The sequence below is a fragment of the Streptomyces luteireticuli genome, assembly GCF_041519305.1.
In the GTDB taxonomy this organism is placed as follows: domain Bacteria; phylum Actinomycetota; class Actinomycetes; order Streptomycetales; family Streptomycetaceae; genus Streptomyces; species Streptomyces luteireticuli.
Genome location: NZ_CP167927.1, coordinates 1,864,802 through 1,877,473 on the forward strand (window position 1 = coordinate 1,864,802; position 12,672 = coordinate 1,877,473).

General features: G+C 74.8%; 10 protein-coding genes and 1 pseudogene. 4 read left to right on the forward strand and 7 right to left on the reverse strand.

Annotated elements, in window-relative coordinates:
• Positions 1–10 precede the first annotated feature (10 nt).
• A pseudogene (locus tag AB8735_RS07615) lies at positions 11–1,552 on the forward strand (hypothetical protein); the annotation flags it as partial.
• 6 nt (positions 1,553–1,558) lie between these two features.
• Here the strand turns inward: AB8735_RS07615 and AB8735_RS07620 are convergent.
• The gene (locus AB8735_RS07620) at positions 1,559–3,064 is read right to left on the reverse strand and encodes a PLP-dependent aminotransferase family protein (protein ID WP_372406247.1); all 1,506 of its coding nucleotides are present in this window, start codon (positions 3,062–3,064) and stop codon (positions 1,559–1,561) included.
• Positions 3,065–3,184: 120 nt separating this feature from the next.
• Between AB8735_RS07620 and AB8735_RS07625 the strand changes: the two genes are divergently transcribed.
• Together AB8735_RS07625 and AB8735_RS07630 are read left to right on the forward strand one after the other, a co-directional pair.
• Complete coding sequence (locus AB8735_RS07625) at positions 3,185–3,895, forward strand: YitT family protein (RefSeq protein ID WP_372406249.1); 711 nt, start codon at positions 3,185–3,187, stop codon at positions 3,893–3,895.
• A 233-nt stretch (positions 3,896–4,128) separates the two neighbouring features.
• Complete coding sequence (locus tag AB8735_RS07630; protein WP_344029995.1) at positions 4,129–4,503, forward strand: RNA polymerase-binding protein RbpA; 375 nt, start codon at positions 4,129–4,131, stop codon at positions 4,501–4,503.
• Between the two features lie 80 nt (positions 4,504–4,583).
• Here AB8735_RS07630 and fxsA read toward each other — a convergent pair whose 3' ends face one another.
• The 5 genes from fxsA to AB8735_RS07655 form a co-directional block, all read right to left on the reverse strand.
• Positions 4,584–5,153, reverse strand: coding sequence for an FxsA family membrane protein (gene fxsA / locus AB8735_RS07635; RefSeq protein WP_344029992.1), 570 nt, complete (start codon positions 5,151–5,153; stop codon positions 4,584–4,586).
• 441 nt (positions 5,154–5,594) lie between these two features.
• Positions 5,595–6,359 carry a polyprenol monophosphomannose synthase gene (locus AB8735_RS07640; RefSeq protein WP_344029988.1) on the reverse strand — a complete coding sequence of 255 codons (765 nt, stop codon included), beginning with the start codon at positions 6,357–6,359 and terminating at the stop codon, positions 5,595–5,597.
• Positions 6,356–8,014: an apolipoprotein N-acyltransferase gene (gene lnt / locus AB8735_RS07645; protein WP_344029985.1), complete on the reverse strand. Its 1,659-nt coding sequence runs from the start codon at positions 8,012–8,014 to the stop codon at positions 6,356–6,358. Before lnt ends, AB8735_RS07640 begins: the two co-directional genes overlap by 4 nt.
• A 490-nt stretch (positions 8,015–8,504) precedes the next feature.
• Positions 8,505–10,139 (reverse strand): amidohydrolase, encoded by a 1,635-nt coding sequence (locus AB8735_RS07650; protein WP_372406253.1) that lies wholly within the window; start codon positions 10,137–10,139, stop codon positions 8,505–8,507.
• A 149-nt stretch (positions 10,140–10,288) separates the two neighbouring features.
• Positions 10,289–10,732, reverse strand: coding sequence for an Lrp/AsnC family transcriptional regulator (locus tag AB8735_RS07655; protein ID WP_030365423.1), 444 nt, complete (start codon positions 10,730–10,732; stop codon positions 10,289–10,291).
• A gap of 197 nt (positions 10,733–10,929) precedes the next feature.
• Here AB8735_RS07655 and AB8735_RS07660 point away from each other — a divergent pair, with 197 nt between their 5' ends.
• Positions 10,930–11,325, forward strand: coding sequence for a hypothetical protein (locus AB8735_RS07660; protein WP_344029965.1), 396 nt, complete (start codon positions 10,930–10,932; stop codon positions 11,323–11,325).
• A gap of 41 nt (positions 11,326–11,366) precedes the next feature.
• Here AB8735_RS07660 and AB8735_RS07665 read toward each other — a convergent pair whose 3' ends face one another.
• Positions 11,367–12,539, reverse strand: a complete 1,173-nt coding sequence (locus AB8735_RS07665) for an acyl-CoA dehydrogenase family protein (protein WP_344029963.1) — start codon at positions 12,537–12,539, stop codon at positions 11,367–11,369.
• Positions 12,540–12,672 lie beyond the last annotated feature (133 nt).

The following is a 12,672-nucleotide window of genomic DNA, read 5'->3' on the forward strand; positions in this document are numbered from 1 at the left end:
GGAGGCCGTCATGGGCCGGCGAGGAGTCTCCCGCACCCTGTCCGACCGCACCGGGTCCGGCCGGGAACGGCTGCCCCACGGGCGGGAGTTCGCCCGGAGCGTCACCGACGGCGCCCGGGACGTGCTGCATCCGGTGATCACCGTCGCGCGCGGCTGGCGCTCGCTGGCGGCCGCCGGGCGGCGGGGCTGGGCGCGCACGCCCCGGGAACAGCGCGGCGCCGCGCTGCTGCTGGCCGCCTCGTGCGTCCTCATCGTCGCCCTCGTGCCGTACGGCCCGCCGCTCGCCGCGGCCGCCCTGCTGGCGGCCGGGGCATGGCGCGGACGCGACCGGGCGCAGGAGCCGACGGGCCGCCAGGACCCGCTGGCCGCCCGGCTGCAGTCGCTGTACGAGGCGCTGGTGCCCTACTTCTCGTCCCCGCTGGACCCCGCGCCGCTCTACCGCCACGGGGGCGGCTGGCGGGAGGCCTTCGACGACCACGGCTTCGACCGGGAGGGCCGGCTGGTCACCCTGCGGCTGCGCTACCCGGCGTACTTCACCGACGGCGAGAGCGACGCGCGCGCCAGGGTCGAGCACCTGCTGCGGATAAGGGCGGGCCGGGATCGGGAGTACCGCTTCGCGTGGGACGAGGAGGAGGGCACCCTGGAGGTGACCGCGCTGCCCGCGCTGCCGGCCGGCATCGGCGCACAGCGCTTCGTGACGGCGCCGGGCGAGATCGTCCTCGGGTTCACGGACCCCGGCACCGTCCGGCGGACGCTGCCGGTGACCGACGGGGAACGCACCCACGACGTCCCGCCGGTCGTCTGGCGCACCGGCCGGCAGTCCACGGAGCCGCACCTGCTGGTGCTGGGGACGCCCGCGGCCGGCGTCACGACGCTGCTGCGCTCGGTCCTGCTGCAGGCGCTCCCGCACGGGGACGCGGTCGTCGTGGACGGCGGCGGCACCGGCGAGTTCAGCTGTCTGGCCGGCCGCGAGGGCGTCCTGGCCGCGGAGTCGGGGCTGTCCGGCTGCCTGGCGGCGCTGGAGTGGGCCGAGCAGGAGACGCAGCGGCGGCTCGTGGCCACCAACACGGCGCGGCAGCAAGGGCGTCCGGCCCCCGAGGACGTCCGCCGCGCACTGTGGATCGTGGTGGACCGGCCCGCCGCACTGGGTGAACTCGCCGCCCGGCAGGGGCTGGCGGACCCGCAGGAGCTGCTCCAGGTGCCGCTGCGGCACGGCCGGGCCGCGAACGTGACGGTCGTCGTCGGCGAACAGCTGGAGAACGCCCGGCTGCTGGCCGAGGCGGTCCTCGCGCACACCCGGGCCCGGGCGGTGCTCGGCCCGGTCCCCGTCGAGCAGGTGCGCGCCGTGCTCGGCGGGCCGCCCGACACCACCCCCGTCGAGAACGTGCCGCCGGGCCGGGGCTGGGCCCGGCTGGGCACCGGCCCCGTGCACCGCCTCCAGGTGCCGGCCACGCCCGACCCGTACGACGAGGACGCCCCCGACGCGCAGCGCCGCGCGGTGCTGGCGCTGCTGCCGGAGTGGCCGCCGTCCGTGGCCGCGGCCCCCGCCCCGGACGGCTCAGGCCACGAAGGTCCGGGGGGCGTCGACGGCGACGGGGGCGCCGGTGGCCACCAGGCGGGCGGCCTCGGCGAGGCGCGCCACCGCCTCGTCGGCGACGGGCGCGGCGACGGTGAAGGGCAGCCGTACGTACCCCTCGAAGGCCCCGTCGACCCCGAACCGCGGTCCGGACGGCACGCGTACCCCCAGCCGCTCGCCGACCTGGGCGATGCGCGAGCCGGAGAGCCCGCCGGTGCGCACCCACAGGGTGAGCCCGCCGCGCGGGACGCCGAACTCCCAGTCCGGGAGGCGCCGTTCGAGGGCGTCCACGACGGCGTCCCGGCTGACGCGGACCTCGTCGCGGCGTACGGCGACGGCGGCATCCCAGCCGCCGCCGTCCAGCAGCCAGGCGACGGCGAGCTGTTCGAGCACGGGCGTGCCGAGGTCGGCGTAGGGGCGGGCGGCCACGAGGCTGCGGATCACCTCGGGGGCGGCGCGCACCCAGCCGATGCGCAGCCCGGCCCAGAAGGACTTGCTGGCCGAGCCCACGGTGACCACGGTGCTGCCGGCGGGGTCGAAGGCGCAGACCGGGCGGGGCATCTCCAGCCCGGGTTCCAGCACGAGGTCGGCCATGGTCTCGTCGGCGACGAGTACGGTGCCGGCGGCCCGGGCCGCCTCGACGAGTTCGCGGCGCTGTCCCTCGGGGGCGAGGGAGCCGGTGGGGTTGTGGAAGTCGGCGATCACGTAGGCCAGGCGTGGGGCGGCGTCCCGCAGGACCTGGCGCCAGGCGGGCAGGTCCCAGCCTGCGAGCCGGTCGGCCATCCCGACGGGCACGAGCCGGGCGCCGGCCTCGCGCATCAGCTGAAGGACATTGGCGTACGACGGTGACTCGACGGCGACCCGCTCGCCGCGCCCGGCCAGCAGCCGGCAGATGGCGCCGACCGCGCCCATCGCCCCGGTGGTGACCATGATCTGCTCGGGCATGGTCGGCACGCCGCGCGCGGTGTAGCGGTCGGCGAGCGCCTGCCGCAGCGCGGGCAGCCCCGCGGGGTAGTCGCCGTGGGTGTGCGCATAGGGCGGGAGTTGCTCCAGCGCGCCCCGGAAGGCGTGGGTGAGCCAGGGCTCGGGGGCCGTCAGGGCGGCGCAGCCGAGGTCGATCATCGAGCCGGTGGCGTCGGGCGGGAGCGGGTCCAGCGCCCGGCTGGGCAGCGGGCTGCCCGCGGGCACGGCGGTCCAGCTGCCGGCGCCGCGCCGGGATTCGAGGAAGCCCTCGCCGCGCAGCGCCTCGTAGGCGGCGGCCACGGTGGTGCGGCTGACGGAGAGCGCGGCGGCGAGCTCGCGCTCGGCGGGCAGCCGGGCGGCCACCGGGACGCGGCCCTCCAGCACGAGCAGCCGGATGCGGTCGGCGAGGGAGCGGTAGGCGGGCACCCGGCGGCCGCCCAGCGGCGTCACCGCGCCGTCCCCGCCCTGGGCGTCGAGGAGCCGGGCGAGCTGCTGTGCCCCTACCGAGGCGGTCCACTGACTCATCGTTGCAGTCCACCTTTTCAGAATTGGCCATGGATCTTCGGTGCTTCCAGTCCACAGACTGCCACGAGACAGGCCACCCGCACCACCGTCGGGGCCGGCCGAGAACATCGGGGAGGGGTAGTGCCGACACCGACACCAGCCGGGACGCAGCAGATCGCCGGCCGTCTCGTCCGGCTGTACGCCGGACTCGCTCTGTACGGGGCGAGCGCGGGGCTCCAGTTGCGGGCGGGGCTCGGGCTGCCGCCGTGGGACGTACTCAACCAGGGGGTGGCCCGGCACGCCGGGCTGTCGATCGGGACGGCCTCGATCCTGATCGGCGCGCTGGTGCTGCTGCTGTGGATCCCGCTGCGCCAGAAGCCCGGGCTCGGCACGGTCTCCAACGTCCTGCTGATCGGGCTGTCGCTGGACGCCACGCTCTCGCTGGTGCCCGCGCCCTCCTCGCTGTGGGTCCGGATACCGCTGCTCGTCCTCGCCGTGGCACTGTGCGGGCTGGCGACCGGCCTGTACATCTCGGCCCGCTTCGGGGCGGGCCCGCGCGACGGACTGATGACCGGGCTGCACCGCAGGACGGGACGCTCGGTGCGGCTCGTGCGCACCGGCATCGAGCTGGCGGTGCTGGCGACCGGCTTCGCGCTGGGCGGCTCGGTCGGGGTCGGGACGGTGTTCTTCGCGGTGGCGATCGGACCGCTGGCACAGTTCTCCCTGCGTCTGTTCGGCCCGTCCGGGACGGCTCCGGAGAGCCGGACCGTGGCCGGGAACACTCCCGCCCCGGCCGTCGCCGCCGTATCCATGGAGGACCCCGGTGCACGGTCCGGAACGGCGAGCCGGTAGTGTACGCCTCTGACCCACCGATGAACCGTTACTGCGCGCTGAAGCGCCAGAAACGCTGGGTGACATCTGTTGTCAGATGTGACAAACCGGGCGCCGGTGGGTACAACAAGGGGCGGCACGACGGGCGACGCATGTCCCTCAACGGGGAATCTTCACCGCCGACCGGACGTTGACCGGATGACGACGACAGCGACACCTGTCCTGTGGGCGACAAGCCCGGGAGGCACGAATTCATGAGTGAGCGAGCTCTCCGCGGCACGCGACTTGTGGTGACCAGCTACGAGACCGACCGCGGCATCGATCTGGCCCCGCGCCAGGCGGTGGAGTACGCATGCCCGAACGGCCATCGATTTGAGATGCCGTTCTCTGTGGAGGCGGAGATTCCGCCGGAGTGGGAGTGCAAGGCGTGCGGCGCCGTGTCACTCCTGGTCGATGGCGACGGTCCCGAGGAGAAGAAGGGCAAGCCCGCGCGTACGCACTGGGACATGCTCATGGAGCGGCGCACCCGCGAGGAGCTGGAGGAAGTGCTGGCCGAACGGCTGGCGGTCCTGCGCTCCGGCACCATGAACATCGCAGTGCACCCGCGCGACAGCCGCAAGTCGGCCTGACGGCCGCGGCGCACGACAAGGGCCCGGCCACCGCTTCCGCGGTGGCCGGGCCCTTTTGTGCTTCCTCTTGTGCTTCCTCGCTAGCGGGGGAGCTGCGGGTCGTCGGCGCGCGGCGCCGGGCGCTCGTCGTCCCGGATCACCTGGCCCTGGACCACCTTGCCGTCCGGGGCCTGCATCCGGGCCTGCGCGAACGCCCGGCCGCCGGCGGAGCGCCCGAAGCGGCGCCCCACGGCCTTGCGGATCATCGAGCGGGTCGGCGGGAAGAGGCACAGCAGCCCGGCGGCGTCGGAGAGCAGGCCGGGGACCATCAGCAGGAGGCCGCCCAGCATCGTGAGGGCGTTGCCCCCGCCGGACGCCCCGGTCGCGGTCGGGGCCTCGGCCCCGGTCGCGGGTCCGCCGGGGGGCTGGAGCGACTCGGTCAGCCGCTGCCAGGCCCGCCGGCCGGCCCTCTTGATCACATACGAGCCGGCGGCCACCCCGGCGACCAGCAGCGCGAAGACGGCCCATCCGCCGGCCGCGTCACCGACCAGGATCAGGAGCCAGATCTCCAGGACCGCCCAGACGGCGATGGCGAGCGGGATCAGCTTGCGCGGCCCTCCGCGCAGGGGCTGTCGGCTGTTCACGGGCTGCTGTGGCGTTCCGAACGTCATGCCTCAAGTGTGCCTGGGCGGTGGAGTGTGCCCCCGGCCCGCCCTTTCACCGTTTCTTCCGGGGCTCCGCCCCTCGGCCCGGTGCCGCGGCTCCGCCGCGGTGGGGCGGGGCTTCGCCCCTGCACCCCACCGGGGGCTTCGCCCCCTGGACCCCGCTCGGGTTGCGCCCGCCGGGCCTTGACCGGGGCTGCGCCCCTGGCCCCCTGAAGCGCCCTGCGGGCGCTGTCCTCAAACGCCGGACGGGCTGAGATGGCACGCCGATCCAGCCTGTCCGGCGTTTGAGGACGAGCGGCGGAGCCGCGACAAACGGGGTCCGGGGCGGAGCCCCGGAAGCAGGGGTGCAGGGGGCGCAGCCCCCGCCCACCGTGCGGAGCACGGTGCCGGGCCGAGGGGGCGGAGCCCCCGGAAGAAACGGCGAAAGGGCGGGACCGGGGCAAACCCCTACCCCCGACGCCCCAGCGCCTTCGACACCCGCGCCCCGACCCCCCAAGACGTCACCCGCCACAACGCCTCGGCCACAATGTCCCGGCTCATCTTGCTGTCCCCCAGCTCCCGCTCCACGAACGTGATCGGCACCTCCACCACATGGAAGCCCGCCTTCACCGCCCGCCACGCCAGGTCGACCTGGAAGCAGTAGCCCTGCGAGGCCACTTCCTCCATGCCCAGCCCCTCCAGCGTCTCGCGCCGGAAGGCGCGGTAGCCGCCGGTGACATCGCGCAGCGGGACGTCGAGCATCAGCCGGGAGTAGGTGGAGCCGCCCTTGGAGAGGAACTCGCGGGACTTGGGCCAGTTCACCACCCGCCCGCCGGGCACCCAGCGGGAGCCCAGCGCCAGGTCGGCGCTCTTGAGCGCGGTGAGCAGCCGGGGCAGTTCCTCCGGCTGGTGCGAGCCGTCCGCGTCCATCTCGACCAGGACGCCGTAGCCCTGGTCCAGGCCCCAGCGGAAGCCGGCCAGGTAGGCGGCGCCGAGGCCCTCCTTGCCCTTGCGGTGCAGCACATGGACGTGGTCGTCGTCCTGGGCCAGCTCGTCGGCGATCTTGCCGGTGCCGTCGGGGCTGTTGTCGTCGGCGACGAGCACGTGCGCCTCCGGTACGGCGGCCCGCACCCGGCCGACGATGGGCTCGATGTTCTCCGCCTCGTTGTAGGTCGGAATGATCACCAAGGTCGTACCGAGCGGACCGAATTTCCGCTGACCGCCGTCTGTCACTGCTGGCCCTTCTTGTTCATGGTCTCCTCCGGTCGTTTCCGACGGCCGATCAGCAGTGCGGCCGCGCAGGAGAGGAGGCCCACGATAGCGAGCGTCCATTCGGGCGCCGCACCGGCTCGGTCGGCGACGGTGGTGCCGTCCCGCAGCGGGATCGTGGCGCTGATGACCTGGCGCGTGAACTCGGGGGCGCGCTGCTCCACCGTGCCGTCCGGGCCGACGACCGCGCTGATGCCGCTGGTGGCGGCCGTCACCACGGCCCGGCCGTGCTCGACGGCCCGCAGCCGGGACATGGCGAGCTGCTGCTCGGGCTGGTCGGTGCGGCCGAACGTCGCGTTGTTCGTCTGCACCACCAGCGCCCGGGCGCCCGCGTTCACGGTCTCGCGGACGATCTCGTCGTAGGCGACCTCGAAGCAGATGACGTCGCCGAGGCGGGCCGGGCCCACCTTCATGACGCCCGTGTGGTCACCGGGGTAGAAGTCGCGGGGCACCCGCTGCAGCCGCGAGATGACCTTGCTGAGCTCCTCGCGGAAGGGCACGTACTCGCCGAACGGCACGGGGTGCTGCTTGGTGTACGAGGCGCCGGGCCCCGTCTTCGGGTCCCAGACGATGCCCTCGTTGTAGACGTAGCCCGCCTTGGTGGGGTGGTCGACGAGCGCGCCGACGAGGACGGGCACGCCGATCGCCCTGACCGCCTGGTCGATGCGGGCGTAGGCCGCCTTGTCCTGGAAGGGGTCGAGGTCGGAGGAGTTCTCCGGCCAGATGACCAGGTCCGGCTTCTTCGCCCGGCCCGCCTTCACGTCCCGGGCCAGGTCCAGGGTCGCGTTGACATGGTTGTTGAGGATCATCATCGGGCGGCCCAGGAAGTCCATGCCCGGCTTCTGGACGTCGCCCTGGACGACGGCGATGTTCACCGTGTCGTCGGCCTTCGTCGGCACGGGGACCGCGTACCCGGCCAGCGTCACCGCGACGGCGACCGCCGCGGCCTCCACCGGGGGCAGCAGCGGGCGCACGCCCCGCGGCGCCCCGCTCCCCCGCAGCCGCAGCGCCGCGAGCACCGCGAAGGCCAGCAGCCCGCCCGTCAGGGCCACGGCGAAGGAGACCAGCGGGGCACCGCCCAGGGCCGCGAGCGGGGTGAACGGCGAGTGGGTGTTGGCGAAGGCCAGCCGCCCCCACGGGAAGCCGCCGAACGGCATCCGGTCGCGCGCCCACTCCTGGGCCACCCACAGACAGGCCGCCCACAGCGGCCAGCCGCGCAGCCGAGAGACGACCGCGAGGCAGGCCCCCAGCGCGGCCACGAACAGCGCCTCGGCGGCGGACAGGCCGAACACCACGTCGTAGCCGACCACGTTCAGCCAGCGCAGCAGCAGGAAGAAGAACGGCAGGGCGAGGACGAAGCCGGTCCAGGCGCCCTGGCGGGCGGTGCGCCCGTGCGTCAGCAGGGCCAGCGCCGCGACCGCGAGGACGGACAGCGGCCACAGGTCATACGGCGGGAAGGCGAAGGCCAGCACGGTGCCGGTCGCGGCGGCCAGGCCGGTGCGCGCCGCCTCGCGGCGGGCCAGCGCGGCCAGCCGGGCGGCCCGGCCGGGGCGCGGCAGCGCACGCGGGGGTGCGGAGTCGCCGACGGCTGCGGCGGAGGTGTCGGAACCCGGGGGCACGGTCGCGCCTTCCTGGAGGTCGTTCAGGGGTCACGTGACCGTACCTCGGTCCCGGGACTGCCTGCTCCCAGGGTGCGGAATGGCTCGGGGAAGCGGGGACGGCGGGTGGGGCGCGGTGTCCTTCGGGCCGGCCGGGGAACCGCTGGCTGCGGTTTCCCCTGGAACCGTTGTCTACTGAACGTCCGGGCCCCACCCGGGTCACACCTGCCGGCCCGGCGGAACTCCCCCGCCCCCGTGCGCTGGACCTGGCTCCCGGTGGCGGTGCGCGGTGGCGCCCCGCCTCGTGGCCCAGCGGCGTTCGACGACTGCGTGGAGCTCTCCGGTCGGACGTCCTGTGGTGGACCCGGCCGAACCTACCGGCCACGGCCCGCACCCTGTCAACAGCCGTTTGACCTGCGTCGTTGCCTCAAATCACCAGGTCAGTACGGAGGGCGTCACACAGGGCGACAGGCCGAGGGCACGTCGTTCGGCGGTACGCCGTGCCGGTGCGTCACTCGTTCGGCCGCTCGTGGACGGTCCGGCCGCCCACCACCGTCCGGACGCAGACGGGCAGTTGGCCGCCGGGGGTGAGGTCCGGCAGGCCCGGCGTGCCCGAGCGGGGGTCCGTGGACCAGTTGGCCACCCGGGTGTCCGGGACCTGGACGACGAGCTCCCCCGCCTCCCAGACCGCGTAGTCCGCCGGCGCGCCCGGCACCAGCACGCCCGCGTCGTCGCGGCCGATGGCCCGCCAGCCGCCGCGGGTGTGCGCGGTGAAGGCGGCGCGCACCGAGACGCGGTGCTCGGGCGTGCGGTGGAAGGCGGCGGCCCGCACGGTGCCCCACGGGTCGAGCGGGGTCACCGGGCTGTCGGAGCCCAGCGCCAGCGGTACGCCGGCGCGCAGCAGGGCCGCGTACGGGTTGAGGGTGCGGGCCCGCTCGCGGCCCAGCCGGGCGGCGTACATGCCGTCCTCGCCGCCCCAGGCGGCGTCGAAGGCCGGCTGGACGGAGGCGGTCAGGGCGAACTCGGCGAAGGCGGCGATGTGCCCGGGGGTGAGCATCTCGGCGTGCTCGATCCGGTGCCGGGCCGCGCGCACCCGGTCGAGTCCCAGCTTCCCGGCCGCCGCCCGGACGCCGTCCACGACGGCGGTCAGCGCGGCGTCGCCGATCGCGTGGAAGCCGGCCTGGAGGCCCGCCTCGGTGCAGGCGGTGACATGGGCCGCGACGGCGGCCACGTCGAGGTGCGCGGTGCCGGTGCTCCCCGGGGCGTCGGCGTACGGCTCGTGCAGGCACGCCGTGTGCGAGCCGAGCGAGCCGTCGACGAACAGGTCGCCGGCCGCGCCGACCGCGCCGAGTTCACGGATCCGGGCGGCGTCGTTCGCGGATGCGACGGCCTCGGCCCAGTAGCCGACGACCCGGGGCCCGGGCTCCTCGGCCGCCAGCCGCAGGAGGCCGGTCAGGTCGTCCTCGCCCGAGATCTGCGGGCCGGCGCACTCGTGGACCGAACCGATGCCCAGCGAGGCCGCCCGGGCGAGCACGGCGCGCTGCGCCGCGGTGCGCTGCGCGGGCGTGACGGCGGCGTGCGCCGCGGTGCGCACCGCGTGGTGGGCGGCGTCGGTCAGCGGCCCGTCCGGGCTGAAGCCGCGCAGGTCGCGGAGGTGGGGGACGAGGTCGAGGAGGGCCGTGGTGACCACCGCGGAGTGGACGTCGGCCCGGGTGAGGTAGAGCGGCCGGCCACCGGTGGCCGCGTCGAGCTCGGCCCGGGACGGCGCCCGCCGCTCGGGCCAGCGGTCGGCGTCCCAGCCGTGCCCGAGCAGGATCCGGTCCGCCGGGCGGGCGGCGGCGTGCGCCCGCACCCGGTCGAGCGCCTCGGCGAGCGTCGCGGCGCCGGTGAGGTCGAGGCCGGTGAGCGCGAGGCCGGTGGCGGTGGTGTGCACATGTGCGTCGGTGAACGCCGGGGTGACGAGGGCGCCGTTCAGGTCGATCACCTCGTCGACGCCGTCGGCGAAGGAGTCGGCGGCGCCTTCGGAGCCGACCCAGGCGATGTGGCCTCTCTCCACGACCATCGCGGTCGCGAAGGGGTCTGCGGGGCTGTGCACCTCGCCGTTGCGCAGCAGGATGGTCGTTGTCTGGTCTGGGCGCTCGCTCATGGCACCAGTTTGGCGGGAGGGGGTTGTGCGGGGGGGCTCGGGGGTGAGTTTTTGCCCCGGTCCCGCCCTTTCACCGTTTCTTGCGCGCTGCCGCGCGGGGCAACGCGGCTGTGCCGCGTTCGTCCTCAAGCTCCCCGGAGGGGGCAACCTCACCCCACCCGCGGCGGCCTCGCCTCATACGGCGTCGACAGCACGATCGTCGTCCGCGTCGACACCCCCGCCAACGACCGGATCCGCGCCAGCAGATGCTCCAGCTCCAGCGGCGTCGCCACCCGCACTTTGAGGATGTAGTTCTCGTCGCCCGCCACGCTGTGGCACGCCTCGATCTCCGGGATCTCCGCCAGGCGGTCGGCGATGTCGTCGGGGGCGCTGGGGTCGAAGGGTTTCACCGAGATGAACGCGGTCAGCGGCAGGCCGACCGCCTCGGGGTCGACCACCGCCGCGTAACCGCGGATGACGCCGCGCTGTTCGAGCCGGCGCACCCGCTGGTGCACCGCCGAGGTGGACAGGCCGGTGGCCTTGCCCAGGTCGGTGTAGCTCATCCGCCCGTCCTTGACGAGCAGTTCCACGATCTCTCTGTCCAGCTCCTCCACGCCGGTCAACCTACTGGGTCCGGGTGCGCCCGGCACAGTCGGCATCACCGCAGGCGTACGTGACGCGTGACGAACACCACAGGTCCGCGCCCGTGTCCCCCCGGCCTGGGCGATTACCTCGCAGTGCCCCAGGGAAGTGCTTGCTGTGGCCGGGGCCGAGACGCCCCGGCCGGGCCCAGCCGAGGGGGAGAACGACGATGACCGGCCTGGAACGCCTCGAGAACGACGGCGACAGCAGCGCGTACGGCAGCACGGACGACATGACGGATCCGACGGACCTGACGTCGATGTTCCGGGTGACGTGCCCGGACTGCGCGCGCCCCATCGCGCTGCTCGCGGACGAGGAGGAGCTCCCGGAGCACGCCCTGTGCCCGTCCCCGTGGAATCCGTTCGGGCTCACCGTCTGCCCCGGCTCCGGGCGGGCCGCGGAGGACGCGGAGCCGGCCGACGCGTCGGGGGGCGCCCAGGAACTGGACACGGCGCTGCTGCTCACGCTGCCGGAGAGCCTGGACTGGCGGCGGCAGCCGTTCTCGCACATCGGCGGCCCGGGCTCGCGGCCGCTGCGGGTGCCGGGGGCGCGCCGCCGCGCATGAGCGCCGGAGGGGGGCGGGGCCGGTGGCCTCGCCCCTTTCCGCTACTGCCCCTCGGGGCCCGCCAGATGGCGCGCGATCACCATGCGCTGGATCTGGTTGGTGCCCTCGACGATCTGCAGCACCTTGGCCTCGCGCATGTACCGCTCCGCCGGGAAGTCCGCCGTGTAGCCGTAACCGCCCATGAGCTGCACGGCGTCGGTGGTCACCCGCATCGCCGCGTCGGTGGCGAAGAGCTTGGCCATGGCGGCCTGGCGGGAGAAGGGCAGGCCCTGGTCGCGCAGCCGGGCCGCGGTCAGGTAGAGGGCGCGGCCCGCCTCGATCTGGGTGGCCATGTCGGCCAGCATGAAGCGCAGCCCCTGGAAGTCCACCAGCGGACGGCCGAACTGCCGCCGTTCGGAGACGAAGGCCAGCGCCGCGTCGAGCGCCGCCTGGGCGACGCCGACGGCGCAGGCGGCGATGCCCAGGCGCCCCGAGTCGAGGGCGGACAGGGCGATGGTGAAGCCCTGTCCCTCGTCGCCGAGGCGGCGGGCGTCCGGCACCCGCACGCCGTCGAAGTGCAGTTGGGAGGTGGGCGAGCCCTTCATGCCCATCTTGCGCTCGGGCGCGGCGGCCGAGAGGCCGGGGGCGTCGCCGGGCACGAGGAAGGCCGTGATGCCGTGGGCGCCCTCACCGCCGGTGCGGGCGAGCACCGTGTAGAAGTCGGCGATCCCGCCGTGCGTGATCCACGCCTTGGTGCCCTCCAGGACCCAGTCGTCGCCGTCGCGGGTGGCCTTGGTGCGCAGGGACGCGGCGTCGGAGCCGGACTGCGGCTCGGAGAGGCAGTACGCGCCGAGCAGTCCGCCGCCGAGCATCGCGGGCAGGTGTTCCGCGCGCTGCTGCTTGGTGCCGTAGCCGGCGAGCGCGTGGCAGGAGAGGGAGTGGACGCTGACCCCGAGGCCCACGGTCAGCCGGGCTGCCGCCAGCTCCTCCAGGACCTGGAGGTAGACCTCGTACGGCTGGTCGCCGCCGCCGAACTCCTCGGCGTAGGGCAGTCCGAGCAGTCCGGACGAGGACAGCAGCCGGAACAGCTCCCGGGGGAAGCGTCCGGCCTCCTCCTCCGTCGCGGCCTGCGGCACGATCTCCCGCTGCACCAGCTCGCGCACGAGCGCGAGCAGATCGCGGGCCTCCTCCGTCGGCAGCTGGCGCTCCACCGGCTGCGGGCCGTGGTCGGTCATGCGCGGCTCTCCTCCCTGTCGGGCGCGGGGCGGCGGCGCCGGAGGGTGTCGGCCCGCCACCGGTCCTGCCCAGCCGATGGTCCCCTGCCGGGTCGCGGAAACCGGGTGACCTGCGGCTGTGGCGCTTGGAGTA

Excerpts from the sequence above, each read along its gene's own strand:
- AB8735_RS07620 (WP_372406247.1), bottom strand. The coding sequence starts at position 3,064 with ATGAGTCAGTGGACCGCCTCGGTAGGGGCACAGCAGCTCGCCCGGCTC.
- AB8735_RS07630 (WP_344029995.1), top strand. The coding sequence starts at position 4,129 with ATGAGTGAGCGAGCTCTCCGCGGCACGCGACTTGTGGTGACCAGCTAC.
- fxsA (WP_344029992.1), bottom strand. The coding sequence starts at position 5,153 with ATGACGTTCGGAACGCCACAGCAGCCCGTGAACAGCCGACAGCCCCTG.
- AB8735_RS07650 (WP_372406253.1), bottom strand. The coding sequence starts at position 10,139 with ATGAGCGAGCGCCCAGACCAGACAACGACCATCCTGCTGCGCAACGGC.
- AB8735_RS07660 (WP_344029965.1), top strand. The coding sequence starts at position 10,930 with ATGACCGGCCTGGAACGCCTCGAGAACGACGGCGACAGCAGCGCGTAC.
- AB8735_RS07665 (WP_344029963.1), bottom strand. The coding sequence starts at position 12,539 with ATGACCGACCACGGCCCGCAGCCGGTGGAGCGCCAGCTGCCGACGGAG.